General features: G+C 63.6%; 24 protein-coding genes. 3 read left to right on the top strand and 21 right to left on the bottom strand.

Annotation, left to right across the window (positions count from 1 at the left end; translation table 11 throughout):
* Positions 1-39 precede the first annotated feature (39 nt).
* The 6 genes from rpoD to ybiB all read right to left on the bottom strand — a co-directional run bounded on the left by rpoD (position 40) and on the right by ybiB (position 7,984).
* A complete protein-coding gene (gene rpoD / locus HWE17_RS01295) occupies positions 40-2,280 on the bottom strand; it encodes an RNA polymerase sigma factor RpoD (protein ID WP_034779848.1) in 2,241 nt (746 codons plus the stop codon).
* Positions 2,281-2,744: 464 nt separating this feature from the next.
* The gene (gene dnaG / locus HWE17_RS01290; RefSeq protein WP_176387495.1) at positions 2,745-4,541 is read right to left on the bottom strand and encodes a DNA primase; all 1,797 of its coding nucleotides are present in this window, start codon (positions 4,539-4,541) and stop codon (positions 2,745-2,747) included.
* Between the two features lie 130 nt (positions 4,542-4,671).
* Positions 4,672-5,124, bottom strand: a complete 453-nt coding sequence (locus tag HWE17_RS01285) for a GatB/YqeY domain-containing protein (RefSeq protein WP_034746974.1) — start codon at positions 5,122-5,124, stop codon at positions 4,672-4,674.
* 201 nt (positions 5,125-5,325) lie between these two features.
* Positions 5,326-5,538 carry a 30S ribosomal protein S21 gene (gene rpsU / locus HWE17_RS01280; protein WP_008451879.1) on the bottom strand — a complete coding sequence of 71 codons (213 nt, stop codon included), beginning with the start codon at positions 5,536-5,538 and terminating at the stop codon, positions 5,326-5,328.
* Positions 5,539-5,720: 182 nt separating this feature from the next.
* Entirely contained in the window at positions 5,721-6,935 is a 1,215-nt protein-coding gene (locus tag HWE17_RS01275; RefSeq protein ID WP_099401496.1) for an NAD(P)/FAD-dependent oxidoreductase, read from the bottom strand.
* A gap of 56 nt (positions 6,936-6,991) precedes the next feature.
* Positions 6,992-7,984, bottom strand: a complete 993-nt coding sequence (ybiB, locus tag HWE17_RS01270) for a DNA-binding protein YbiB (protein ID WP_176387494.1) — start codon at positions 7,982-7,984, stop codon at positions 6,992-6,994.
* Between the two features lie 157 nt (positions 7,985-8,141).
* Between ybiB and HWE17_RS01265 the strand changes: the two genes are divergently transcribed.
* Together HWE17_RS01265 and HWE17_RS01260 are read left to right on the top strand one after the other, a co-directional pair.
* The gene (locus tag HWE17_RS01265) at positions 8,142-8,819 is read left to right on the top strand and encodes a hypothetical protein (RefSeq protein WP_176387493.1); all 678 of its coding nucleotides are present in this window, start codon (positions 8,142-8,144) and stop codon (positions 8,817-8,819) included.
* 143 nt (positions 8,820-8,962) lie between these two features.
* Positions 8,963-10,024 (top strand): 3-deoxy-7-phosphoheptulonate synthase, encoded by a 1,062-nt coding sequence (locus HWE17_RS01260; RefSeq protein WP_099401498.1) that lies wholly within the window; start codon positions 8,963-8,965, stop codon positions 10,022-10,024.
* 115 nt (positions 10,025-10,139) lie between these two features.
* Here HWE17_RS01260 and HWE17_RS01255 read toward each other — a convergent pair whose 3' ends face one another.
* Positions 10,140-10,547, bottom strand: a complete 408-nt coding sequence (locus HWE17_RS01255; protein ID WP_099401499.1) for a nitrite reductase (NAD(P)H) small subunit — start codon at positions 10,545-10,547, stop codon at positions 10,140-10,142.
* A 208-nt stretch (positions 10,548-10,755) separates the two neighbouring features.
* Between HWE17_RS01255 and tsaD the strand changes: the two genes are divergently transcribed.
* Positions 10,756-11,796: a tRNA (adenosine(37)-N6)-threonylcarbamoyltransferase complex transferase subunit TsaD gene (tsaD, locus tag HWE17_RS01250; RefSeq protein WP_035821911.1), complete on the top strand. Its 1,041-nt coding sequence runs from the start codon at positions 10,756-10,758 to the stop codon at positions 11,794-11,796.
* 10 nt (positions 11,797-11,806) lie between these two features.
* Here tsaD and eutC read toward each other — a convergent pair whose 3' ends face one another.
* From eutC to HWE17_RS01180, 14 genes are all read right to left on the bottom strand, one after another.
* Positions 11,807-12,580: an ethanolamine ammonia-lyase subunit EutC gene (gene eutC / locus HWE17_RS01245; protein ID WP_099401500.1), complete on the bottom strand. Its 774-nt coding sequence runs from the start codon at positions 12,578-12,580 to the stop codon at positions 11,807-11,809.
* An 8-nt stretch (positions 12,581-12,588) separates the two neighbouring features.
* The gene (locus tag HWE17_RS01240) at positions 12,589-13,977 is read right to left on the bottom strand and encodes an ethanolamine ammonia-lyase subunit EutB (RefSeq protein ID WP_176387492.1); all 1,389 of its coding nucleotides are present in this window, start codon (positions 13,975-13,977) and stop codon (positions 12,589-12,591) included.
* A 43-nt stretch (positions 13,978-14,020) separates the two neighbouring features.
* Positions 14,021-15,484, bottom strand: a complete 1,464-nt coding sequence (locus HWE17_RS01235) for a TIGR01777 family oxidoreductase (RefSeq protein WP_176387491.1) — start codon at positions 15,482-15,484, stop codon at positions 14,021-14,023.
* Entirely contained in the window at positions 15,481-16,119 is a 639-nt protein-coding gene (locus HWE17_RS01230; RefSeq protein WP_176387490.1) for a DUF4166 domain-containing protein, read from the bottom strand. The genes HWE17_RS01235 and HWE17_RS01230 overlap by 4 nt, the downstream gene beginning before the upstream one ends.
* The gene (locus HWE17_RS01225) at positions 16,116-16,670 is read right to left on the bottom strand and encodes a GbsR/MarR family transcriptional regulator (RefSeq protein ID WP_099401503.1); all 555 of its coding nucleotides are present in this window, start codon (positions 16,668-16,670) and stop codon (positions 16,116-16,118) included. Before HWE17_RS01225 ends, HWE17_RS01230 begins: the two co-directional genes overlap by 4 nt.
* A gap of 67 nt (positions 16,671-16,737) precedes the next feature.
* Positions 16,738-17,856 (bottom strand): fatty acid desaturase, encoded by a 1,119-nt coding sequence (locus HWE17_RS01220; RefSeq protein ID WP_369681697.1) that lies wholly within the window; start codon positions 17,854-17,856, stop codon positions 16,738-16,740.
* Positions 17,853-18,968, bottom strand: coding sequence for a sterol desaturase family protein (locus tag HWE17_RS01215; protein ID WP_099401505.1), 1,116 nt, complete (start codon positions 18,966-18,968; stop codon positions 17,853-17,855). The genes HWE17_RS01220 and HWE17_RS01215 overlap by 4 nt, the downstream gene beginning before the upstream one ends.
* Positions 18,965-19,588 (bottom strand): phosphatase PAP2 family protein, encoded by a 624-nt coding sequence (locus HWE17_RS01210; protein ID WP_255206072.1) that lies wholly within the window; start codon positions 19,586-19,588, stop codon positions 18,965-18,967. Before HWE17_RS01210 ends, HWE17_RS01215 begins: the two co-directional genes overlap by 4 nt.
* A gap of 11 nt (positions 19,589-19,599) precedes the next feature.
* Positions 19,600-20,895, bottom strand: a complete 1,296-nt coding sequence (locus HWE17_RS01205) for a F390 synthetase-related protein (protein ID WP_176387489.1) — start codon at positions 20,893-20,895, stop codon at positions 19,600-19,602.
* Complete coding sequence (locus HWE17_RS01200) at positions 20,892-21,722, bottom strand: MBL fold metallo-hydrolase (RefSeq protein WP_176387488.1); 831 nt, start codon at positions 21,720-21,722, stop codon at positions 20,892-20,894. Before HWE17_RS01200 ends, HWE17_RS01205 begins: the two co-directional genes overlap by 4 nt.
* Positions 21,715-22,752, bottom strand: coding sequence for an NAD(P)-dependent oxidoreductase (locus tag HWE17_RS01195; RefSeq protein ID WP_176387487.1), 1,038 nt, complete (start codon positions 22,750-22,752; stop codon positions 21,715-21,717). Before HWE17_RS01195 ends, HWE17_RS01200 begins: the two co-directional genes overlap by 8 nt.
* A 10-nt stretch (positions 22,753-22,762) precedes the next feature.
* Positions 22,763-23,743: a 3-oxoacyl-[acyl-carrier-protein] synthase III C-terminal domain-containing protein gene (locus HWE17_RS01190; protein WP_099401510.1), complete on the bottom strand. Its 981-nt coding sequence runs from the start codon at positions 23,741-23,743 to the stop codon at positions 22,763-22,765.
* A gap of 49 nt (positions 23,744-23,792) precedes the next feature.
* Entirely contained in the window at positions 23,793-24,701 is a 909-nt protein-coding gene (locus HWE17_RS01185) for an ion transporter (protein WP_099401511.1), read from the bottom strand.
* Positions 24,702-24,781: 80 nt separating this feature from the next.
* Positions 24,782-26,533 carry a cation:proton antiporter gene (locus HWE17_RS01180; RefSeq protein ID WP_099401512.1) on the bottom strand — a complete coding sequence of 584 codons (1,752 nt, stop codon included), beginning with the start codon at positions 26,531-26,533 and terminating at the stop codon, positions 24,782-24,784.
* Positions 26,534-26,631: the final 98 nt, after the last annotated feature.

The following is a 26,631-nucleotide window of genomic DNA, read 5'->3' as shown; positions in this document are numbered from 1 at the left end:
ATAGGGGTATCAGGGGCGTACGTCAAGCCCTATTGGCTTCTAGTTGCCTTCCAAGAAGCTTTTCAGCTTGTCGGAGCGCGATGGGTGGCGCAGCTTGCGCAGCGCCTTGGCTTCGATCTGGCGGATGCGCTCGCGCGTCACGTCAAATTGCTTGCCCACTTCTTCCAGCGTGTGGTCGGTGGACATCTCGATGCCGAAACGCATGCGCAGCACTTTCGCTTCGCGTGGCGTCAGGGAATCGAGCACGTCCTTGACCACGCCGCGCATGGACGCGTGCAGGGCCGCGTCGGCCGGCGCCAGGGTGTTGTTGTCCTCGATGAAGTCGCCCAGGTGGGAATCGTCGTCGTCGCCGATCGGCGTTTCCATCGAGATCGGTTCCTTGGCGATTTTCATGATCTTGCGGATCTTGTCCTCGGGCATCTCCATCTTGATCGCCAGGGTGGCCGGATCGGGTTCCGCGCCTGTTTCCTGCAGGATCTGGCGCGAAATCCGGTTCATCTTGTTGATCGTCTCGATCATGTGCACGGGAATGCGGATCGTGCGCGCCTGGTCGGCGATCGAGCGCGTAATGGCCTGGCGTATCCACCAGGTGGCATACGTCGAGAACTTGTAGCCGCGGCGGTACTCAAACTTGTCGACAGCCTTCATCAGGCCGATATTGCCTTCCTGGATCAGGTCGAGGAATTGCAGGCCGCGGTTCGTGTATTTCTTGGCGATCGAAATGACCAGGCGCAAGTTGGCCTCCGTCATTTCACGCTTGGCCTTGCGCGCCTTCATTTCACCGGCCGCCATCTGACGGTTGATGTTGCGCAAGTCCGGCAGCGGCAAGACAACCCGCGCTTGCAGGTCGATCAGGCGCTGCTGCAGTTCCTTAACGGTCGGAATGTTGCGGCCCAGGATGGCGCTGTACGCGTGTCCTGCGTTGACTTCGCCATCGACCCAGTCGAGGTTGGTTTCATTGCCCGGGAAGACCTTGATGAAGTGGGCGCGCGGCATGCCGCAGCGGTTCACGGCCACGTCGAGGATTTGCTTCTCGATATGGCGCACTTCGTCGACCTGGCCACGCAGGGTGTCGCACAGCTTTTCCACGACCTTGGCCGTGAAGCGGATGCCCAGCAACTCTTGCGAAATGGCTTCCTGCGCCTTGGCGTAAGGTTTCGAGTTGTAGCCTTCTTTCTCGAAGGCGCGGCGCATCTTGTCGAATTGCTGCGAAATGATGGCGAATTTTTCCAGCGCCGTGCGTTTCAGGGTTTCCAGCTGCTCGGCGGAGAAACCGGCCGCGCCCGAAGCGCTCGCCTCTTCCTCTTCTTCGACTTCCTCTTCTTCCGCTTCGCCCTCTTCCTCATCTTCTTCGACAGGCGCGGCGACGACAGGGGCCGCGGCGACCGGTTCGTTTTCATCGACGAGGCCGTCGACGATTTCGTCGATCTTGATCTCTTCGTTGGCGATGCGGTCGGCGGCGGCGATGATCTCGGCGATCGTCACGGGACAGGCGGAAATGGCCTGGATCATGTCTTTCAAGCCATCTTCGATGCGCTTGGCAATCTCGATCTCGCCTTCGCGCGTCAGCAGCTCGACCGAGCCCATTTCGCGCATGTACATGCGCACGGGGTCGGTGGTGCGGCCGAAGTCGGAGTCGACGGTCGACAATGCGGCCTCGGCCGCCGCTTCCGCCTCGTCATCGCTGGTGACAACGGCAACGTTATCGGACAGCAGCAACGTTTCCGCATCAGGCGCGTGCTCGTAGACGGCGATGCCCATGTCATTGAAGGTACCGATGATGCCTTCGATGGCTTCCGGATCGACGATGTTTTCGGGCAAGTGATCATTGATTTCCGCGTAGGTCAGGAAACCGCGTTCCTTGCCGAACTTGATCAGGGTCTTGAGTTTCTGGCGCCGGCGCTCGAGTTCTTCCTCGCTCGCTTCCGTGTCGGACGAGAACGCGTCCTTCAGCAGCGCGCGCTCTTTCGCCTTGCGATCCTTGGCCTTGGCCTTGTCGACGGCCTTCAGTTCGGCCCGCTCGACGGCGTTCAGGGCGGCGACTTCATCATTTTCTGGCTGGAATTCTTTTGGCTTGCGGCCGCGGCGGCCTGGCACTTTTACCGACGGCAAGACATAACCGGACGTATCGATCGCGGCCAGGGTGGCGGCGTCGGTGGTCTGGCTGACCACGGGCGCGCTGGTGACGCGCGCTTCTGGCCGGTCGAGCGCCTTTTCGGCTTTCGTGGTAACTTTAGTGGGCTTTACAGCCGCTTTGGATTCGGGTTTCTTGATTGGCACAGGCGCTTTCGATTACACAACGACTTGCTTTACGGTGGATTAGGATAAAGTTTGCTGCCAGTTCCCTGTCTACCTGCGGGAACCACCATCTTCGAACCTGCCGACTACGCAAATTCGACACTGTTACGTTACTTACACCTCATCGGCCACGATCCGCGGGAAGCGCAGCAATTCCTGTCCACCGGCTGTTGCCAGCCGCCTCGGCAAAAATTCCTGCATCGACCGCGTTGGGAGCGAGAGCCTGGCGCGGCTTGCCAGCGTCTGCGAGCCTTGCCCGCAACGCCGAAAGCGCCTGTTGGCCCTGGCTGCCGACACGATCCACCGCGCCGATCAAGAGCCTAACTTACTGAAAACAAATACTATTTACGAAACAGAACTAGCTTGCCAAAGCACACAATACTTAGCATTTAATTATAGCACGCGAAAAATGTTTTTCCAGTGCGCGCCATACCCTCAAGACAAGGTTAGCGATTCACCAACTCGGCATCGCGCTCGCGCTCCAGCGCCCCTTGCTCCTGCATGATTTCGCGGTAGCGTACACCAATTTTCTCGGATGGCAAACCCGACGCAAACAATTGCTGCAATTCCGCCTTCAAGGCATTCAATTTGATCTCGCGGATGGTGCTTACCAGCCACGACAATTCGCTGTCGTAATCGGATTCCGTGCCGGCCGCGATCTCGCCGATGATCTCGTCGTATTCGCTGCCCAGCTCCTTCAACTGCTGCGCCAGCGCGGCAAAACTGCCGTGCTCGCCCAAGGCCTGGCCCACGGCCACCAGCTGCCCCAGGCTGTGCGCGGCATCGGGCCCCAGGTGCTGGAAGGCGGCCAGGGCGGCCTCGTCGATGCGCATCGTCAGCGGCGGATGCGCTACCAGCATGCGCATGATCTTCAATTCCAGACCGACAGGCACGGGGCGGCCCGATTTCGGCGGCGCGCGGCGCGCCACGGCAACGGGTTTCGCCAGCTCGAACAGGGCTTCGATCTCGGCCGGCGTGGACTGCGTCAGCTGCGCCAACCCGCGCACGATCTGCAGGCGCAGGGACGATGGCGCCATCAGTTGCAGCAGCGGCTTGGCGTCGAACTGCACGCGGGCGCGCCCTTCCGGTTCCGACAGATCATGCTCGCCCGACACTTCTTTCAGCAAGAACTGCGACAGCGGCATGGCTTCATGCACTTGCTGTTCAAACCCTTCGGCGCCGAATTCGCGGATATAGCTGTCCGGATCGTGTTCCGACGGCAAGAACAGGAATTTGATGGTTTTATTGTCCGACACGTGGGCCAGGCTCGCTTCCAGCGCGCGGCGGGCGGCGCGGCGGCCAGCCTTGTCGCCATCGAAGCTGAAAATCACGTTATCGGTCTGGCGCAGCAGTTTTTGCACGTGGGTGGGCGTGCACGCCGTGCCCAAGGTGGCCACCGCCTGCGGGAAACCCATTTGCGCCAAGGCAACCACATCCATATAACCTTCCGTCACCAGCACGTAGCCGGCGTCGCGGATGGCCTGGCGCGCCTCGAACAGCCCATATAGTTCGAAACCCTTGGAAAACAAGGGGGTTTCCGGCGAGTTCAGATATTTCGGTTCGCCATGGTCGAGCACGCGGCCGCCAAAGGCGATCACTTGCCCCTTGGTATTGCGAATCGGGAACATGATGCGTTCGCGGAAACGGTCGTAGCGCTTGCGGTTGTTGCCCTCTTCATCGACCTTGTCGATCACGAGACCGGCCTCGGCCAGGGCCACCACGTCGTAATCGGGGAAGACGGAGCGTAAATTGTCCCATCCACCGGGAGCAAAACCCATGCCGAAGCGAGCGGCCACTTCGCCCGTCAAGCCCCGGTTTTTGAGGTAGGCGATGGCTTCCGGCGCGTGGCGCAATTGTCCGCGGTAGTAATCGCACGCCTGCGTCATGGCGTCGGACAGGGCCAGGCTTTGCGCCTGGATCTGCGCGCGCTGGGCCGGCGGAATCTTGTCATCCGCTTCCGGTACGACCATGCCCACGTTCTGCGCCAGGTCCTTGACGGCGTCGACAAAGCCCATGCCCGAGTACTCGATCAGGAAGCCGATCGAGGTGCCATGCGCGCCACAGCCGAAGCAGTGATAGAACTGCTTGGTGGGGCTGACGGTAAAGCTGGGCGATTTTTCACTGTGGAACGGGCACAAGCCCATGAAATTGGCGCCACCTTTTTTCAGTTGCACATAGCGCCCCACGACATCGACGATATCGACGCGGTTGAGCAAATCGGAAATGAAGGATTGAGGTATCACTGGCTAGGGCGGGTCTTGTTATAGGTCAGACTATACTACCGCACGTGGCCTGAGGTTGAGCCAGGTCAACGTGTGGGCTGGTTAACAGGCTGCCAGCGCGACGGCTAGCAGCCCTTGCTACTATTGTTGCTTACGCTGCCGGCGTCAAGGCTTTCTTGACCAGGGCGGATACTACCGTCATGTCGGCGCGTCCGGCCAGCTTCGGCTTGACGATGGCCATGACCTTGCCCATGTCTTGCGGACCAGCGGCGCCCGAGGCGGCCACGGCGGCAGCCACTTCGGCCGCTACTTCTTCGTCCGACAGGCCGGCAGGCATGTAGCCCGTCAGGTGCACCAGCTCGGCTTTTTCAATGTCAGCCAGGTCGGCGCGGCCACCGGCTTCGAACTGGGTGATCGAATCCTTGCGCTGCTTGATCATCTTTTCCACGATGGCCGTCACGTGGGCATCCGTCAATTCGATGCGCTCGTCGACTTCCTTGCGCTTGATTTCCGCCAGCAACAGGCGAATCGTGCCCAGCTTGCCCGCTTCCTTGGCGCGCATGGCGTTTTTCATGTCTTCGGTAATTTGTTCTTTCAAGCTCATGGCAATCCTCGTGTTGGTAAGTGGTAATGGGGCTAGATGCTCGTGCGCGCAGGCTAAGCAGGCGGCCACAAAAGCGAAAACCCGCTGCGGCGAACCGGAGCGGGTATGCGACTCATCTGAAGTATCACTCCAGGCGAATCAAAACAAAACCCGTGGCGAACAATGCGCCGAACTACCCGGGTTGGTTCTGACTGAACAGTCTTAGAATAATTTTTTCGGCAGTTGTTGGCTGCGGATGCGTTTGTAATGACGCTTGACAGCAGCTGCCAGCTTGCGCTTGCGCTCAGCTGTTGGCTTTTCGTAGAATTCGCGTGCGCGCAATTCGGTCAGCAGACCCGTTTTTTCGATGGTGCGTTTGAAGCGACGCATTGCGACTTCGAACGGCTCGTTTTCTTTAAGGCGAATAGTGGTCATGTAAAATTCAAACCGTTGAGGTGGTGTATAGGAAGAGATAGATAGTAGCAGCTTTTATTCGGAAAGGGAAGCCCCTCCCCCACTTGCGTGCGGCATGCAGCCTGCGGTCGCTGCCGGAATGTGGCGTAAACCACGCACCGGGGTGGCGCACCGGGCGCCAGAACCCCATCTTACAGAGTAGCTTACTGCAAGGCAATACCTGCCGCCACGCCCGAAGCCCAGGCCCACTGGAAGTTGTAGCCGCCCAGCCAGCCCGTCACGTCGACCGATTCGCCGATGAAGTACAGGCCCGGCACTTTATTGGCCATCATGGTCTGCTGCGACAGCTCGCGCGTATCGATGCCGCCGCGCGTCACTTCCGCCTTGCGGTAGCCTTCGGACCCGTTCGGCACGATGGACCAGGCATTGATGGCCTGGCCCAGCTTGCGCAGCTGCGCGTCGGGCATGTCGGCGATGCGCGCGTCCGGCGCCAGGCCGTTGACGGCCAGCAGGCAGTCCGCCAGGCGCTGCGGCAGCCATTGCGCGACGATATTGCCCAGTTGCTTCTTCAGGGTGCCCTTGCCTTCGATCAAGGTTTGCGCCACGTCCACTTCCGGCAGCAGGTTGATGACGATGGGTTCGCCTGGCAGCCAATAACTGGAAATCTGCAAAATCGCCGGGCCCGACAGGCCGCGATGCGTGAACAGCAAGTCTTCGCGGAAACGCGCGCCCGTTGCCTTGCGGCCTTTCAGGCTGCCCGTTTCCACATCGACTTCCAGGGCGATGCCGGACAGTTCCGCGAACGGCGCCCAGCTGGCCGCATCGAACGTCAGCGGCACCAAGGCCGGACGCGGTTCGACCATCGTCAGATCGAATTGTTTGGCGATGCGGTAGGCAAAATCCGTGGCGCCGATCTTCGGGATCGACAGGCCGCCCGTGGCGATGACGATGCTGGCCGTCTCGATGTCGCCGCTATCGGTCTGCAGCACGAAGCCGCCATCCGCTTGCTGGACAACATTGTCGATCTTGCACGGCATGCGCCAGTGCACACCGCCAGCGGCGCACTCGTCCTTGAGCATGTCGATGATCAGCTCGGCCGATTCATTGCAAAACAGCTGGCCCTTGTGCTTCTCGTGGTAGCCGATCCGGTATTTTTTCACCAGCGCGAGGAAATCCTGCGGCGTGTAGCGCGACAGCGCACTCTTGCAGAAATGTGGATTTTCCGAGAGGAAATTTTGCGGGGTGGCGTTAATATTGGTGAAATTACACCGCCCACCACCGGAGATGCGGATCTTTTCGGCCAGCTTGGCCGCGTGATCGATCAACACCACGCGCTTGCCTTGCTGGGCGGCAACAGCCGCACACATCATGCCGGCCGCGCCCGCGCCGATCACTGCCACATCAAATTGTTTTGCCATAAGAATTCCGGTCGCCGCTGATTACAAAGACGCCATTGTAAACTGCGGCGACGCGGCTAGCGCGGCCGTGCTGCAATCTGTCGTGATGCCATCAGGCATTGCTCCACCTGCCCGGCGATCGATGGCGGCACGGGCACCTCGCCGCGCAGCACGGCCGCGATCCAGTCCGCCGTGGTGGCCGCATCGCGCTCGGCCGGCAAATGTGGCAACTCTTCCACGAGCAACTGCTTTTCCACCAGCACCGTGCGCTGGGCACCATGGAACCAGTCGATCTGCTGCGCCTTGTTGGCGTTGGCCACCGTCTCGCCTTCCGTGCCGCGCATCAGAAAGGCGTCGCCGCGCGCGGGATCCGCGGCGGTCAGGAAATATTCACCGAGCATTTCCAGGTATTCCGGGTGCGTGTACGACACCAGGCGCAGGGCCGGGCCGGCGAACGGCTGCATGATTTTCACCAGGGTATGCGTGGAATTGCGCACGCCCAGCACGCGCCGCAGCGACAGCATGTACGCCAGGCGCGGCGCCAATGCCTCGATGGGCAGGAAGGCGGCCTCCCCGCGCGCCATGGCGGCCTCGGCTTGCGCATGGTCCGCGGAAGCGGGTACGCCCAGCGCGGCCAGCACTTCGGCCGTGGTGATGCGGCCCGGATCGCTGGTCACGCCATGCACGAGCACGGGTGCGCCCGCGCGCGCCAGCAGCAGCGCCAGCAAGGCCGTCAAATTCGCCATCTTGCGCGCGCCGTTGTAGCTGGGAATGATGATCGGTGCGAATTCACCGGCCGGCGCGGCCAGCGGTGCAAACGATGCTTCGGCAGCGTCGAGGAAGCCGGCGATCTCGTCGACCGATTCGCCCTTGATGCGCATCGACAACAAAATACCGCCCAGTTCCAGGTCCGACACGCGGCCCTCGAGCATGGCGCGGTACAGGGCATGGGCATCGTCACGCGTCATGCTGCGCGCGCCGTTCTTGCCGCGTCCTATTTCTTTAATGAAACGTGCTGCGGGGAATGGCTCTCCGGCCACATCGGTATGGGGTATGGAAACAGTCGTCATGGCGCCAGCTTACACGGATTTTTTCCCTTGCAGAGGGGCAGGAAGACGCCATAGGCGACTATGCAACAGTCTTTCCAGCTATTTCCTGGATGAAGTGCATCGAGACTGCATCCAAACGCGCCAGCGCTGCGTATAAGACTGCACAGGGGGACTCATCATGGAACACGCAAGCAAAGGGGAAAGCGCCTTCGTCGGCATCGAAACGAGCAAGCTGCTGCTGAAAGCCGTGCTGCTCTCGGGCGGCGAAGTGCTGTGCAAGGTGCTGGAAAACGACGTGGCCGGCTACCGCTGGCTGCGCAACTGGCTGCAAAAGAACGACGTGCCCGTCATGGGATTGCGCGTCTGCATGCGCCTCGATATGCCGTTCAGCGAGGCGCCAGCCCGCATGCTGGCGGACATGGGCATGCTGGTCTGCGATGCCCAGCCAGCGCAGCTGGAGGAATATATCCGCAGCCATGGCTTGCCCGATGACGCGGCGCACAGCGCCGTGGTGCTGGCCAACTACTGCGCGCACAGGCGCCCCGCGCGCTGGACGCCGCCCTCGCCCGCCTATGTGGAACTGCGCCTGTGGCTGCGCCGCCTGCACGCGATGGAAGGCGTGCGCCAGCAGGAATCGGCGCGCCTCGGTGCGCATCTGCAGGCCGGCCAGCATGCGCTGCACGCCCTGCTGTGCCAGCAAATCGCCTGCCTGGACGCGCAGATACGCCAGCACGAAAGCGCCATCCTCGAACATGTGCGGCGCCATCCTGGCCTGCCCCGGCCGCCCGAGCTGGCCGGCAACTACCAGCGCATCGCCCGCTACAGCGTTGGCGCCAGCCTGGCCGGCGGCCATTGAGCGCACAGGGGGCCGGCGGCGTGCCGGCCATGCCATAAAAACAACTGATGCATTCCCGTTTTGCTCCCATCCCCGCCGCCAGGCCGCATTTCCGCTACACTATTGTCTCTTAAGAACGCAATAGCGAAAGCCGAGCCAGAATCATGAATACGCCAGACATCGAAAATATCAACGTCACCTCTTTCGCGCCCATGCCGACACCGGCCGAACTGCACGCCAGGCTGCCCCTGTCGGAAAGCGCCTTTGACACCGTCAGCCGCGGCCGCGAAGCGCTGCGCAACATCATCGACCGCAAGGACCAGCGCCTGTTCGTCGTCGTCGGTCCGTGCTCGATCCACGACCCCGTCGCCGGCCTCGATTACGCGCGCCGTCTGAAAGCGCTGCAAGAGGAAGTCAAGGATACGATGCTGCTGGTGATGCGCGTGTATTTCGAAAAACCGCGTACCACCACGGGCTGGAAAGGCTATATCAACGACCCGTACATGGACGATTCGTTCAAGGTCAACGAAGGCATGGAAAAGGCGCGCCAGTTCCTGCTCGACGTGTGCGAACTGGGCCTGCCCACGGCCACCGAAGCGCTGGACCCGATCTCGCCGCAATACCTGGGCGACCTGATCGCCTGGACCGCCATCGGCGCGCGCACGACAGAATCGCAGACGCACCGCGAAATGTCGTCCGGCCTGTCGACCCCGGTCGGCTTCAAGAACGGCACCGATGGCGACATCAGCATCGCGGTGAACGCGATTTTGTCGTCGGCGCACCCGCACTCCTTCCTGGGCATTAACGGCGAAGGCAACGTCGCCATCGTGCGCACGCGCGGCAACGCGTATGGCCACGTCGTGCTGCGCGGCGGCGATGGCCGCCCGAACTACGATTCGGTCTCGATCGCCATCGCCGAACAGGCACTGGCCAAGGCCAAGCTGCCGGCCAACCTGGTGGTCGACTGCTCGCACGCGAACAGCTATAAAAAGCCGGAACTGCAACCGCTGGTGATGGCCGACGTGGTCAACCAGATCCGCCAGGGCAACCGCTCGCTGGTGGGCGTGATGATCGAATCGAACATCATCGGCGGCAACCAGAAAATCCCGCAAGACCTGTCGCAACTGACCTACGGCTGCTCCGTCACCGACGGCTGCATCGACTGGGACACGACGGCCACCATGCTGCGCGATGCGCATGCGCATTTGGTCAATCGCCCGGCGTAAATACACGGCCAACAATGTTGTCGGATTACGGCCCTGTGGGCCTAATCCGACCTACCCGGCCGGGCGTAGGTCGGCTTAGCGCGCAGCGCGTAAGCCGACACCACCACGAGGCATATCACGCCATCTGCACATGCGGCAGCACGGCGAACGATCCCGCCAGCGCCTGTTCCGCCTTGCTGGCCGGGATATTGAGTTCATTGACGTCCAGGTAGATACGCCCGTCCAGGATGCGCACGGCGTACAGGCGCGCCATGCCCTGCACGGGCGCCACCAGGCGGCCCGAATCGAGCTCGATGATCCAGCTGTTCTTCGGCCCCATCAGGTTTTTCTCCATCAGCACCCCATGCGCCAGCGGGCCGCCCAGGCAAGGCACCGTGTCGAGCAGCGCGTACACCGTGTCGTCAGCCGCGCGAAACAGCGCCACGCCCGGCAAGTCCTGCCACGCCAGTCCCCGCTGCACCATGCGCGCGCCCGCCAGCGGCATGTCCTTCAGGCGGCAAATCATTTTCCATTGTTCCGGCATTGCTAGCTCCTTGAAAAAGGCACACGCTTGCCTAAGCAAGAGCGATGCCAGTGCCGCACAGGCGCAAAGCAGCCAGAATCCCGGGCAAAACCGGCCCGCGCCGCACTGCGCAAGTGCACACTGCCGCCGAAATGGTGCGCCGGCAGCACGGTGGACTGGCCGGCTTTCCTTTACAATGGCGGATTACTCCTCCCTATTTAGCACCTTCATGATTGTTCTTGGCGTCGAATCCTCCTGTGACGAAACCGGCCTGGCCTTGTACGACACGCAACGCGGCCTGCTGTCGCACGCCCTCTATTCGCAAGTCGCCATGCACGAGCAATATGGCGGCGTGGTGCCGGAACTGGCGTCGCGCGACCATATCCGCCGCGCCATCCCGCTGCTGGAAGAAACCCTGACCAAGGCCGGCATCACCCTGCCCGAAATCGACGCCATCGCCTACACGCAGGGTCCGGGACTTGCCGGCGCGCTGCTGGTCGGTTCCTCCGTTGCCTGTAGCCTGGGCCTGGCGATTAACAAGCCGGTGCTGGGCATCCATCACCTGGAAGGCCATCTGCTGTCGCCATTGCTGGCATCCGAACCGCCGGAATTTCCCTTCATCGCCCTGCTGGTATCGGGTGGCCACACGCAGCTGATGCGCGTCGATGGCGTGGGCCAGTACACGATGCTGGGCGAAACGCTCGATGATGCGGCCGGCGAAGCGTTCGACAAGTCGGCCAAGCTGCTGGGCCTCGGTTATCCGGGCGGCCCCGCCATTTCGCGCCTGGCCGAATTCGGCGACCCGCTGGCGTATAAACTGCCACGCCCGATGCTGCACTCGAAGGATTTCAACTTCAGCTTTTCCGGCCTGAAGACGGCCGTGCTGACGGTGGTGAAAAACCATGAAGAAAAAGTCATCGCGAACATCTGCGAGCAGGACAAGGCGAATATCGCGCGCGGCTTCGTCGACGCCATCGTCGACGTACTGACGGCCAAATGCGTGGCGGCCCTCAAGCACACGGGCTTGAAACGCCTGGTGATCGCCGGCGGCGTGGGCGCCAATGCGCAATTGCGCGCCTCGCTCAACGCGGCGGCCGCCAAGAAGCGTTTTAAAGTGTATTACCCGGAGCTGGAATTCTGTACCGACAACGGCGCCATGATCGCCTTTGCCGGCGCCATGCGCCTGCAAATCAATCCCGACGCCGCCAAGCACGATTACTCGTTCAACGTGCGCCCGCGCTGGCCGCTGGACGAAATCCGCGAAGTCTGATCACCACCGATCACTCCAGCAGGAAGTTGCGCGCGCCCGCCAGGGCCGCGCCCTCTTCCACCGTTTCATCCTTCAATGCCACGCCCGACAGCTGCCTGGTAAAGGCCTGCGACAGCAGATAATGCAGCCGGTACGCCGCCTGCGCATACGCCAGCCCCTCGGGGCGCACGTTCGAAATGCAGTTGCGGCGCTCGTCCAACAGTCCCACCTTGGGCGCCCACGTCAGGTACAGGCCCAGGCTGTCCGGAGAACTCAAGCCCGGTCGCTCGCCGATCAGCACCAGCACGGCGCGCGCCTGCAATAACTCACCCACCTCGTCACCGACGGCCACTCGTCCCTGCGCCACGATGTGCAGCGGCGACAGCGTCCACGCTTCCAGCGCCAGCCGTTCGCGCAGGGCGGCCAGGAACGGCGCCGCGTGACGCTGCACGGCCAGCGCCGACAGGCCGTCGGCCGCCACCAGTGCCAGGTCGATTCCCTTGCTACCTCCGGCCAGCCGCGCGCGTGAAGCGTCGTCGAGGCGGCGCCCCAGGTCGGGCCGTTGCAGATACTCGGCGCGCGTGGCGGCCGCGCTGTGCAGCTGCACGCAGCCTTGCCCCTGCGCGGCCAGGACGCGCGCCAGAGCGTCGCCATCGAGCGCCAGGTGCACGGCGTCGCGCGCCTGCGCGTGGGCCAGCTGGAAGGCCAGCTGCGCCTTGGTCGGCACGCTGACGCCGCACAGTCCCAACGCAATGCGCGCCGCCGTATGCGCGCGCAGGGCCTGCCACGGGGTTTTCTCGTCCATGCGTCCTCCTAGTCGTCCAGGCGCAGCAGGGCCGCCTGAAAGGCCGGCGCCAGCGCTTCGCTCAAGCGGCCCTGCGCATCCGTGATCCGCATGCGCGCCAGCCAGGCTTCGAATTCCGGCGCAGGGCGCAAGCCCAGCACCCGGCGCGCATACAGGGCGTCGTGGAACGAAGTGCTCTGGTAGCCGAGCATGATGTCATCCGCGCCCGGCACGCCCATGATGAAATTGCAGCCGGCCACGCCCAGCATGGTCAGCAAGGCGTCCATATCATCTTGATCCGCTTCCGCATGGTTGGTGTAGCACACGTCGCAGCCCATGGGCAGCCCAAGCAGCTTGGCGCAGAAATGGTCTTCCAGCCCCGCGCGCATGATCTGCTTGCCGTCGTACAGGTATTCGGGGCCGATGAAACCGACGACGGAATTGACCAGCAGCGGCTGATACGCGCGCGCCACCGCATACGCGCGCGCCTCGCACGTCTGCTGGTCCATGCCGTGGTGGGCGCCGGCCGACAGCGCGCTGCCCTGGCCCGTCTCGAAATACATGACGTTGTTGCCCACCGTGCCGCGCCCCAGCGACAGGGCCGCCGCCTGGCCCTCGGCCAGCAGGGACAAGTCGATGCCAAAGCTGCGGTTGGCCGCCTGCGTGCCCGCCACCGACTGGAACACGAGGTCGGCGGGCGCGCCGCGGCGGATCGCCTCGATGGTATTGGTGATGTGCGTGAGCACGCAGGACTGGGTGGGAATTTGGTATTGATCGATGACGGCGTCGAGCAGGTGCAGCAGCGACACCACCTGCGCCACATTGTCGGTGGCCGGATTGATGCCGATCACGGCGTCGCCGCTGCCCAGCAGCAGGCCATCGAGGATGGAGGCGGCAATCCCCGTGGCGTCGTCCGTCGGGTGGTTCGGCTGCAGCCGCGTGGACAGACGGTTTTCCAGGCCCAGGGTATTGCGAAAGGCCGTGACGACCCGGCACTTGCGGGCCACCAGCACCAGGTCCTGCAGGCGCATGATTTTCGAGACGGCGGCCGCCATTTCCGGCGTGATGCCGGCGGCGACGCGCGCCAGCGTTGGCGTATCCGTCGCGTCATCGAGCAGCCAGTCGCGGAAGTCGCCCACGCAAAAGTGCGCGATGGGAGCAAAGGCGGCACGCTCGTGGCTGTCGATGATCAGGCGCGTGACTTCATCCTCTTCGTACGGTACCAGCGCCTCGCTGAGGAACAATGACAGCGGTACGTCGGCCAGCGCCAGCTGCGCCGCCACCCGCTCGCGCGCGTTCGATGCCGACACGCCGGCCAGCACGTCGCCCGAACGGGGCGGCGAGGCCTTCGCCAGCAGCTCTTTCAGGCTGGCGAACTGGTAAACATGGCTGTCTATCGTATGGCTGAAGCGGGTCATAGATTGTGCTCCAAGGCATCCCAATGGCCCATTCTACGCCAGGCTACAGGCTGCGCAGCGCCCCTTCCAGCTGCGGATAGCGGAAGGCGAAGCCGTCGGCCAGCAAACGGCGCGGTGCGACCCTTTGGCCTTCCACCAGCAAATCGGCCTGCTCGCCCAGCAAAGTGCGCATGAGGAAGGCCGGCGTGGGCATGACGCTGGGGCGATGCAGCACGGCGCCCGCCACCTGGGCGAAGCGGCGCTGCGCGATGGCTTCCGGCGCGCAGAAGTTATACGCGCCGCCCACTGCCTGCTCTTCGCTGCGGCGCGCCAGATGGGCGATGCCGCGGATGACGTCGCGCACATGCACCCACGTGACCCACTGCTTGCCGCTGCCCAGCGGGCCGCCCACGCCGAAGCGTATCGGCAGCAGCATCTGCGGCAGCGAACCCTGATGACCGAAGACGAGGCCAAAGCGCATGCAGCCCACCTGCACGCCAAATTTCTCCGCCTGGCGCGCGGCCGCTTCCCACTCCTGGCACAGCTGGGACATGAAGATGGCTTGCGGCGCGCTGTCTTCCGTCAATTCCGTCGGATCGCCCTGCGGCTGCACGCCGTAGTAACCGATGGCCGATGCCGACAGCAGCACCCGTGGCTTGTGCTGCGCGCGGGCGATCCACGCCACCAGTTCCTGCGTCAGCGCGACGCGACTGCGGCGCAAGGCCGCCTTGCGCGCGTCCGTCCATCGATGCCCGACGATGCGCGCACCGGCCAGGTTGACCACCATGTCGATGCGCTGCGCATCCGCTAATTCGTCGAACGACTGGATGCAATGCACCTGGCCGTCGAACGTCCACGCGGCCTGTTTCGGCTGGCGCGTCAGCACCGTCACCGCATGGCCGTCGGCCAGCAAGGCGCTGACCAACTGCTGGCCGATGAAGCCCGTGGCGCCCGTCACCAGCACGGACTGCGGTGTGCTGGCAAAGTGCAGGTGTTCCTCTTGCTCTGCGCTCTCCTGTACCTTGCGCCGTCCCAGCTGCCACACGGCATACGCGTCGCGCAGGCCGGACAAGCCCACGCCCACGCCGCACAGGGCGAGGAAGACGCTGAGCCAGCCATACGGCTGCCACACGAGCGCCGTCGGCAAGCTGGCCCATTCGCTGCTGTTCAGGGCCAGCAGGGCGATGAAGGCGCCCGCGTTAATCGCCAGCACCGTGTGCGTGACCCGCTCCGTGGCGGGCAAGAGGCGGGTCTGGTCTTCCACGACGAAGTCCCACAGGGTCAATACGATTTCCACGCCAAAGACGATGACCAGCACCCAGGCCCAGGCGCCATGCCACTCCCAGGCCGCCAGGCCGACGAACAGCAGGCTGTAGATCAGGGCGCGCGTGGCATGGATGGTCAGCTCCAGGCGCGCCGACGCCTTTTGCGGCAGCGCTTCCGTGATTTCATGGTGGTAGATGGTGTCGAAGGCGCCCAGGCAGCCTTGCGCCGCCATCAGTTGCAGGGCCAGCAAATGCGTATTCATGGTGTCTCCTTTTCCGGTGCGGCGGATTCGCGGAACACGCCCGCCTGCGTAAACGTGGTGCCGAACAGGGCGTGGCGAATCTCGATGCGGATGTTGAACTGCTGCGGCGTCTCGTTGCGGTGGCACAGATAGGTCTTGCCGGGCGTGAGTACGCCGGGCAGCGGCATGCGCCAGCCGAAAAGATCGAGAAAATAGCCATCGCTGGTGAAGTGCAGGTTGCCGTCTTCCACGTGCAGCAGCAGCTTCATGCCCAGGCCCATGCCCACGTATTCAAGCACTTCACCCTTTGCGCTTTCGGCCATGTAGGAGGTGAAGCGGATCGGCGCGCGGCCATGCAGGCGGTAGGTGCGCTGCTTGAAGATGAAGGGGCAGCCGGGGCGCGAATAGACTTCGATATCGACGGGGAAATCCGCGTCGTCATACGGAATCAGGGCGCCATCGATGAAGGGGCGCGTGAGCCAGCCGAGGAACTTCCCCAGGCGCGAGCTGCTAAGTTCACTGAGCTCACCCCGGTAGTACAAAGGCTGGCCCGGCGCGGGATTTTTCTCGAAGCGGCGGCGGATGTCCGGGTGCAGGGTAAGCCATTGCTCGCCCATGACCTTTTTGAACAGTTCTCCTTCCGAGGGGCCGCTCATGATTTTGCGCGCTTGCCAGGTTTGTCTTCCGGGCTGAGGAACTTGGCCACCTTGCCCCCCATCGACAGCATGCGCTGCAAGGTCGCTGGCGGCAAATTCTTGTAGTCGCTATAGGTGCTGCTGAGCATTTCCAAAAACGCCAGCACTTCGCCCATGCGCTCGAGCGTCGCCGGTGGAATGGCCGCATCGTGCTCGCCCTCGATCGCGCATTCACGCAGCACCGTCAGGGTGGGATCGATCTCGCGCCGCTTGCGCTCTTCCATGATGACGCGGAAGATTTCCCACACATCCTGCAGGGCGACGAAGTGGTCGCGCCGGTCTTTCAAAACGTGCGTGATGCGGACCAGGCCCCAGCTTTGCAATTCCTTCAGGCTGTTGCTGACGTTGGACCTGGCCACGTTCAGGCTGGCCGCGATGTCTTCCGCCGTCAGCGGTTCATTCGCCAGGAACAGCAACGCGTGGATTTGCGCCACGGTGCGGTTGACGCCCCAGCGGGTGCCCATTTCCCCCCAATGGAGAATGTACTTTTGCGTGGTCGGACTCAGCTCCATGATTTTCTCTTATTTCTGTCGTTACAGAAATGTAAGACAGAAGGAAAACCGCGTCAAGCACGATTCGTCAGGCGTGATCGGGCGGCTGGCCCATGGCGCGCAGGAATTGCTGCTGCGAGGCGTGCAGCTGGCCATAACCGAGTTCGCGGTAGACGAGACCGTGACGGGGCGCCAGTTCGGCCAGGATGCGCGCCAGCGCAGGGTAGTGGCGGTGGTTCCAGGTGGGGAACAGGTGGTGCGTCAGGTGCAGATTCAGGCCGCCCAGCCAGTAGCCGAGCCAGCGCAGCGCGCGCGGTCGCGGCGTCCAGTCGCAGGCCGTGTAAAACGTATGCTGGTACCAGTCGTGCGGCAGGGTGCCATCCTGGCCAGGCTGGAAAAACTCCACTTCGGCCCAATGGGTGCCGAGGATCAGCGCCACCAGCGCGCACGAGGCGATCATCTGCCCCACGAAATACGCGCCCAGCACCACGTTCCAGCCGATGCCGTGCTGCTGCAGCACCCACATGGGCAGCGCCAGCACCAGCGCCACGTGACCCAACTTCCAGCCGAGGAACGACAGCCATCCGCGCCAGCCCTGCAGCCGGCTGTGCGCGGCCACGGGCGTCTTGCCGAAGCGGTCCAGCCAGTCGCCATACCAGTTCAGATACGGCAGCGACAGGGCCGCCACCACGGGCCAATACAGATACTGGTAGCGGTATTGCGGCGACCAGCGTTGGAACGGCGTCTGGCGCAGGAAGGGATTGGGTTCCGTGTCCAGGTCATAGCCTTCCACGTTGGCATACGTATGATGGAAGTGCACGTGGCGGATGGTCCAGAAATCCGTATCCACGCCCACGGGCAAGCCCACCAGGCGGATCAGGATGCGGTTCCAGCGTCCCTGGCGGAAGACGGCGCTGTGGGCCGCATCGTGCAGGGTATTCATGGCCAGCGCCATGGCCGCGACCAGGCAAGCGACATAGCTGGCGACAAACGGCCAGGTGCTGCCGGCGCTCAAGGCCAGCGCATACAGTCCCACCGTCAGCGCGGCCAGGAACACGGTTTTCGCATGCAGGCGCGCATCGCCGAAGCGGTGTTTTCCTTCGTCCGCCAGATAGGCGTCGGCGCGCGCGCGCAATTCGCGGCGGAAGGCGGAATCGCGGGCGGGCTGGAAGCGCAGCGGCGGCAAGGAAGGCACAGGCGGCGTCACGCGCGCGTCCCCGCTGCCGCCGGCCACCACAGGCGGCGCGCGCCATCGAGGCCATGCGCCAGTAGCGCGGCCAAAAATACCATGCCCCACGCATCGCGTGCGCCATACCAGCCCAGATACAGGGCCGGCATGGCCAGGGCGATGGCCACCCAGGCGATGGCGCCCCAGCGGCGCGCATCCGACAAGCCGCCCAGCGCCAGGGTGCCGCCGAAGATCAGCGCGAACAGGATGGCCTGCTGCGCGCCAGCCAGCACCGCTTCGTGGTTGACGTAGTAGATCACCAGGCCAAACAAAATCACGCCGCCGATGCCGATGAACAGCTCGGGCACGTGGAAAGTACCGCGCGACTGCCAGTGGGGAAAGCGCGCGCGCAGCCAGGTAAATAATTTGCCATTGCTGGCCAAGAGCGGGTTGTGCGTGGGCGTCATGCCCTTCACGCCGTAGCGCATTTCCACGCCATCGAGTTCGGGCTGGAAGCTGCCGAACAGCCGGTCCCACAGCAGCAGGGTGCCGCCAAAATTGCGATTGATGTAGCGTTTGTCGGTGCCGTGGTGCACGCGGTGGTGCGAGGGCGTGATCATGAAACGATCGAGGATGCCGGACTTGTTCACCAGCGCATTGTGGTTGTAGAGCTGTACCGTGTAATGCAAGGACGAGACGACGAGGAAGATTTCCAGCGGCACGCCCAGCACGGCCAGGATGGCGATGAAGGGGAAATTCGTCAGCGAGGAATACCAGGAATTGCGCACGCCCAGCGACAGGTTGAAATGCTCGCCCTGGTGGTGCACGACGTGCACGGCCCACAGCAAAGGAATCTTGTGGTGCAGCCGGTGCATCCAGTAAAAGCACAGGTCCCAGGCAAAAAAAGCGAACACCCATTGCGCCGCCACGGGCCACTGGTCGACGATATGCAGGTTCACATGGCGCAGCAGCAGGGCGAAGGCCGCCACTTCCACGCCGCGAAACACCCACATCAGGATATGGCCGGAATTGAGGTTGAAGATCACGTCCTTCCACGGCACGGGGGTCTTGCGTACCCATTTGAGGATCAGCAATTCGGCCAGCACGAAGGCCAGCATGATCAGGAACGACAGGGCAAATGGATTCATCATGGTGCGGTTTTGATGGAAACGGCGCGGCGGGCAGCCAAGGATACCTGCATTTTCGCCAGCATGCCGCCAGCGATGCCAACAGCCAGGCCGGCGGCCAGGTCGATGCTCACGTGCCGGCGCAGCGCGATGATGGCGTAGCAGATGGCCACGCCCAGCACCAGGGACAGCGCAGAGCGCAGCAGCTGGCGTTTGTCGCACAAGGCCCACACGCACAGCAAGGTCAGGGCGCCATGCAGCGACGGCAGGCAGTTTTGCGTGGAGTCCGCCGCCTGCAACATGCGCAGCGCCTGCGTGCTCCAGGCATTCCCGTCACCCACGGGCGGATACGCGAGCGTGGTCGGATACAGCAGGAAGACCACGCCGCACGCCAGCGCGGAGAGCGCCATGGCGCGTGCCAGCCAGCGCACGCGGGCCGCATCGGCCGCCAGGTAGGCGTACGGGATCAGGATAAAGAAGGACAGGTACAGCCAGATGGCAGAGTCGCTGTAGGGGATGGCGCGGTCGATGGCCGTCTCGGGCAGCAGTACCCCCTGCCCTTGCAGCAAGTCGCTGGAAAAATACACGAGGCCGACGCTGCCCCAGCCGGCCAGCAAATGCAGCAGGCGGCTGCGTACGGTCATGGAAGAAGGATTCATGCGGTGGCAAGACGCCGGATGCGGCGCCGTTTCATGGTGGGGTCAAAGGGAGGCAGTTCGCGGCTCGTCGTCCAGGCGAGGCTATCGACAGCCACGCCCAGGCCGCGCAGCACCGTTGCCAGGTGCGCGCGCAGGGCGGCCAGGCCGGCATCGTCGAGCGCCGCATGCAGTTGCAAGGCCGCTTCGCCCGATTGCACCAGGCGGTAATCGGCGTCCGCCGGCAAGGCTTGCGCAAACGCGCGCGTCAGCACGTCGGCAAACACGGCGACGGGGGCGCCGCCGCGTGCAGAGGGAAGCAGCAGCATATCGTCGCAGCGCCCTTCGATGCCATCGATGGCGCGCGTGGCGCGGCCGCACGGGCATGGCGTGGCGCGCGCGATCAGGATGTCGTCCAGGCGGTAGCGCACGATGGGCTGCGTGATGCGCGTAAAGTCGGTAATCACAGGCACAAAACGGCGTTCTTCAGCGTCGAGCCACTGCGGCTCGATGTGCACGTATTCTTCGTTCAAATGCAGCACGCCGTGCTCGCAGCTGCTGGCGAGGAAACCCTCGGTGGCCTGGTAGATTTCATGCACGGTGCCAAACGCCTGCACGATCAGGGCCCGATCCTGCGCTTCCAGCACTTCAGCCACCGAGATGACTTTTTTCGGCGCCAGCGCCAGGCTGCCGTCGATGACGCGCAAGGCCAGCTGACGCAGCACCTGGGCTGGCGCGACGATGACGGATGGCCGGTATTGCGCCAGCCGCGCGCACAGCGCATCGAACGGTTCGAACAGATCGTAAAACGCAAAGGTCAGCCACGGCGAGCGCACGGCCGTGTACAGATTGCTGTTTGCGCGCAGGAACAGCGCGACCCGCTCGCCGGAAAACAGGCCGTCGGGCAGCGCCTTGGCCAGCATCACGCCCGCCCATTGCGCCTTTTCGCGCGGGCTGACGGTAAACACGGCACGCCGCGACGAGGTGCCCGACGACAGCCCCACCGTGATGTCGCCGACGGCCGGCGTGAAGTCGCGGCTATGCTCGGCCGCCATGGCCGCGTCCATCGCCTGCGCCAAAGTCACCCCTTGCGTGTTCATGGCGTCGAAATGCTCGAGCATCAGCGCCTTGTTCATCGTCGGCCACTGCGCCAGCGGCAGCGCGCGATAGGGAGCGAAATAGCGGCTGCGCGCGCACAGCACCTCGATGAAACGGGCCAGCTGCCGCTGCTGGTAGGCATCGAGCTGCGCGCGGTCCGTAAAACGCAGGCGGCGCGTGCGCCAGTACGACAGCAAGAGCCAGACAATACGCTTCACGGGCGGCCCGCCACGGCGATATAGTCGAGCGTGTCTTCATGCGTGATGCGGATCTGCGCATTGCCCGACTGGTGCAACTGGTGCAGGCGATTCAGGGTGGCGTAGTACGGCGCGCGCTTGTGCTGGATGATGAACGACAGTTCCGAGGGGCCGCGCAGCTGCTGGAAGCTTTCCGGCACCCAGGCCGCGTCCGACGCCAGCAGGGTCCAGCCGCCCTCCTGCAGCACGAAGGCGCCCAGATGGCCGATGGCGTGGCCGGGCAAGTCGACGATGTAGATCTCGCCCGTGCCGCTGACGTCGCGCCCGTGCGTGAATGGCAGCAGCGCCGACGGCAGGGCCGTTTCGGGCACGCTTTCCACGAAATCGAGGCGGTCCGCAATATCGTTCGGCAGCAGCTCGGGCACGAAGGCCTGGCGCACGGCGGCCACGCCGGACAGTCCCCGCACCGCATCCCAGCCCGTTTTGGACGCCATCAGCCGCGCGCCGGGAAAATCGCGCATGCCCGCGATATGGTCGGCATGGAAGTGCGACAGCAGCAGGGTGTGGATGTCGCCGGGCGACACGCCATGCGCGCGCAGCTGGCCCTGCAGCGACTCGTTCTCGTCGAAGAAAATCGGCGTCACCCACGCATACAGGCGGTACACGCCTTTCGACGTGGCGGCGCGGAAGTGCTCGGCGTAACCGGTGTCCCACAGGTACAGGCCCGCGCGCGTCTCGATCAGGTAGGCGCGCGAGGGGAAGCAGCGGCTGGCCAGCCCGCTGCCTTTCAAGACCATGCAGGACGGATGGGTGCAGTGGCCGACGCGAAACGCGGTGATCCTAGCCATTGCGCTCCTTGCCCACCTTGTGCGCCGCCGCTTCCTGGCGCATCCACTGCGCCGTGCGGGCGATGCCGTCCTGCAGGCTGACGATGGGACGGTAGCCGAGCACCTTGCGCGCCTTGGCGTTATCGAGCGTCATGTCGAAACTGAGCGCGCCGATGCTGTAGGGCGTGAGCGATGGTTCGCGGCGGGTAAAGCGCGAGGCGAACTGCATCAGGCGGGCGACCACCGCCAGCACGCGGTACGGCACGCTGACGATTTCGAACGGCTGCTGCAGATGGTCGCAGAACAGGGTGCGCAAAATGTCGCACAGGCGCGCCGGTTCGCCATTCGTGATGTTGAAGGCGGCGCCGGATGCGATGGTCTTGTGCACGGTGGCCAGCCACATCGCATGCACGACGTTGTCGACATAAGTGATGTCGATGCTGGCCGCGCCGCCGTTGGGCAGCGGCAGCTTGCCACCGCGCTGTTCCAGCACCCGCGCCAGGCGCGGAATCAGCACCTGGTCATGCGGGCCGAAGATGGCGCGCGGGCGCAGGATCACGCACGTCATGCCGCGCTGGCGGTCGACGCACTCCTGCACCAGTTTTTCCGCCATCGCCTTGCTGCGCGCATACGCGTTGACGAAAGCGTCGGGGCGGAAGGTTTCCGGCACCTCGTAACGGTTGCGGTAATCGAAATAGATGGCTGGCGTGGAGATGTGCACGAAGCGCGCCACGTGCAGGCTGGCGGCCGCGCGCAGCAGCTGCGCCGTGGCCGTGACGTTGGCGGCGATGAAGTCGCGCTCGGCGCCCCAGGGCGAGGACAGCGCGGCGCAGTGCCAGACCGTGTCCATGCCGCGCACCAGTTCATCGACCTGGCGCGGCGATGCCTGCGCCAGGTCGAGCGCCACGAATTGCGCGCCCATGCGTTCGAGTTCGCGGCCGACGGCGGCGTTGCGGCCCGTGGCGCGCACTTCCACGCCCTGCGCCAGCAGGGTGCGCACGGCATTGCGCCCCAGCCCGCCCGTCGCTCCCGTGACCAGTATCCGCCTCATCACACCACCTTCACAGGTCAAGTATCATGCCGCCGATGGTCAGGCCCGCGGCCGTGCCCATCATCAGCAAACGCTGGCCTGCCACGGCCCGCCCCGTCATCACCGCCTCGTGCAGGGCGGTGGGCAGGGACGCGGCCACCTGGTTGCCGTGCGTTTCAAATATCTTGATGATTTTAGCATCGGGGACGTCGAGGATGCGCGCCGCATGCGCGAGGCCCAGCGGGCTGGCCTGGTGCGGCACGACCACGTCGACTTTTTCCAGTCCCGCGCCCGATTCCTTCATTAGTTCCGCGAGGAAATCCGGCATCACCTTGACGGCCAGGCGGAACACGGCCTTGCCATCCATGCGGAACAGGTAGTCGCCCGGTTCGCAGCCGTTGCGCGGGTTGCGCTCGGTGCCGCCGCCACGGATTTCGCAGTAGCGCCGCCCTTCCGGATACGTGCCCATCTTGTAGGCGCGGATGCCGGCGCTGCCGTCGCCCCGCTCGACGATGACGGCGGCGGCGCCGTCGCCGAAGATCATCGACGCTTCCGGCTCGCTCCAGTCAACCCCGCGCGAGGCGAGGTCGGACGAGACGATGGCGATGCGCCGGTAGGCGCCGCCGGCCAGCATGGACGCGGCCACGCGGAAGGCAGCCATGAAGCTGAGGCAGCTGGCATTGACGTCGAAGCTTTGCGTGCCTGGCGGCAAGCCCGCATGTTCGGCCACGAAGCAGGCCGTGTTCGGCAACGCCTGCTCGGGCACGCCGTTGGCGCAGATCAGCAAGTCGATGTCGGCCGGACGCAGGCTGGCATTCTTCAGCGCGTCGAGCAGGGCGGCGGCGCCCAGCTGGCTTTGCGATTCATCGGGCGCGGCGACAAAGCGCGACAGCACCCCGCTCTTGCGCAAGGTATAGCCAGCCGGATGGCCCAGTGTCAGGTCCAGGCTGGCGGAGGTAACGCTGTGCGACGGCACGGCTTTGCCCGTCGCGATCAGGCGAACTGGAATCATGTTGGCCTTAAAAAAGTAAAGTAAATACGGTTGATGAACGGTTGATGCGTTAGTCGCGTGCCAGCGGCGGCAAATCGACACCGCAGTTCTTGCAGAAATTGGCATCGTCATCGAGCCCTTCTTTCAGGCACGTGGGGCAGGTACGCGTGGTGACCAGCTTGGAACTGCGCTGTACCGTCATTTCCGCGCTGATAATGCCGGTAGGCACTGCCAGGATACCCCAGCCGAGCAACATCATCAGCGAAGCGATGGTGCGCCCGATGTCGGTCTTCGGCGTGATATCGCCGAAACCCACCGTGGTCATGGTGCTGATGGCCCAGTATATCGACGTGGGGATGCTGCTGTAACCGTTCTCCGGCCCTTCCACGACGTACATCACAGTACCCAACAGAAAGACCACCATCATGACAAAAGACAAGAAAATGAGGATCTTGCGCCGGCTGGCCAGCAAGGCACGCCCCAGCACCGTGTATTCATGCACATACGACGTGAGCTTGAGGATACGGAACATGCGCAGCAGGCGCAAAATACGCACGTCGATCAGCACGTGCGCGCCCGGCAGCAGCAAGCCGATGTAGGTCGGCACGATGGCCAGCAAGTCGATAACGCCGAAGAAACTCTTGGCATAGCGTACCGGATGCTGCAGGCACGCCAGGCGGGCAAAATATTCGATGGTAAATAAAATGGTGAAAAACCATTCGAGCGCCGTCAGCCAGGTGCCATAGCGCTCGGCCACGGAGGCGACACTGCTGAGCACAACCACCGTCACGCTGATCAGGATGGCGGCGATCAGCAGCAAATCGAAGGCGCGGCCCGTGCGCGTTTCCGCCTCGAAAATGACGGTGTACACCTGCTCGCGCCAGCCCCGCTCGGGCTTGCCATATTTTTGCTGCGTTTCCTGCGCCGCCAGCTGCTGCGGCGTCAGGGGCGCCGCTCCGCTCTTCGTCGCGGCTTTCATGTGGATAGTGTGCTCATATACTATTATTGTATAGATAATTTACAAAGCACGGCGACACGCACGATTGCCTGACAACAACACTACGACAGCTTCTTCGCCAGCAGCACGGCATTGCGCCGCTCGCGCTCGGCTTGCACGATGTCCGTCGTGCGCGCTTCCGACAGGCCCACCGTGTGCAGCACGGTGGCCGTCAGCTGCAGCGCGGACTCCAGCGCCTCGGGCACGACCAGGGTGGCGCCCGCCTGTATCAGGGCCACGGCATGCGCCTCGTCACGGGCCCGCGCATACACGGGCAGCTGCGGATATTCGCGGCGGATCGATTTCACGGCGTGCAGCACGGAGGCCGCATGGTCCATGGTCAGCACGACGGCGGCGGCCCGGTCGGCATTGACTTTTTGCAACAATTCCGCGCGCGACGCATCGCCGAAATACACGGGGAACCCGCGCGGATGCAGGGTCGTCACCAGGCGCGCATCATTTTCAATCGCCACGTAGGCGATATCCTGCTCCGTCAGCACCTTGGCCAGCAATTGCCCCACCCGGCCGAATCCGGCGATGATGACGGTGCTGCCCTGCGGCGGCGGCGCGCCGTGCGCCAGGTCGGCCAGCTGATGGTGGTGGCGCTTTTCCCACCAGTTGCCGAACGCGCGCGCCGCCTTGGCCAGCGCCGGCGTGGCGAACAGACTCAGGCCCACCACCAGCATGACGAACTGCGCCACCTGTGGGCCGATCAGCTTGGTACCGAGCGCATACGCGACGACGATGAAGGCGAACTCGCCGCCCTGCCCCAGCAGCACGCCCGTTTCCACGGCGCGTCCCCAGTGAAAGCCGCCAATGCGGAAAATCACGCTGATGACCAGGGTTTTCACCGCAAACAGGCTCAGCACTGCCAACGGAATCAACACGGGCGACTTGAGGATTTCGCGCACGTCGATCTGCATGCCCACGGACATGAAGAACAGGCCCATCAACAAGCCCTTGAACGGTTCGATCGTCACTTCCACTTCATGGCGAAATTCCGTTTCCGCCAGCAGCAGGCCGGCCAGCAAGGCGCCCAGCGCCATCGACAAGCCCGCCAGATACGTCAGGCCCGCGATGCCCAAGGTGCTGAGCAGGGTCAGCGCCATGAACACGTCGGGCTGGCGTTTCTTGACGAAAAACTGGAACAGGGGGCGTATCACGCGGCGCCCCAGCAGATAGATGAGCAGGATGGCGCCGGCCGACTTCACGGCCGCAAAACTGAGCAGATACGCCAGGTCGTCGCTGCGCCCGCTGGCGAAGACGTCGATCAGGATGAACAGCGGCACCACCATCAGATCCTGGAACATCAAAATGGAAAAGCCCGCCTGGCCGGCCGGCGTTTGCAGCGAGCGCTGGTCGGTCAGCAACTGCATCACCACGGCCGTGGACGACAGCGACAGCACCAGGCCCAGCACGATGGACGCTTCCAGCGACAGGCCAAAGTAATACGCGACGCCGCCGATCAGGCAGGCGCTGACGGCCACCTGTCCCACGCCCGCGCCGAATACCCAGCGCCGCAGCGCCCACAGCCGTTCCGTCGACAGTTCCAGGCCGATCATGAACATCAAAAACATCACGCCCAGCTCGGCCAGGCCGCTTACCTGCTCGGCACGTACGAACGAGAAATACGTCAGCCACGTGAAGTCGCCGGCCCACAGGCCGAAGCCGAAGGGGCCGAACAGGGCGCCTACGGCCAGGAAGCCGAGCACCTGATTGACTCTCAGGCGTTGCAATAGCGGAATAAAAATCCCGGCCAGGGCGAGAAACAGCAGGGTTTCCCGCAAATACGGTAAGGCGTGTTGCTCTTCCAAAATAATCCTAACTCAATGATATTCATGCCGAATTGGCAATTATTACATGCTGGGCCTTGGCAAAACAGGCGCACACGCGATATTTTTTCCCAAGAGCA

Origin of the sequence: Janthinobacterium sp. BJB401 (assembly GCF_013372745.1) — a bacterium.
Lineage (GTDB): Bacteria > Pseudomonadota > Gammaproteobacteria > Burkholderiales > Burkholderiaceae_D > Janthinobacterium > Janthinobacterium rivuli.
This window is presented reverse-complemented; position numbering and strand designations above follow the sequence as displayed.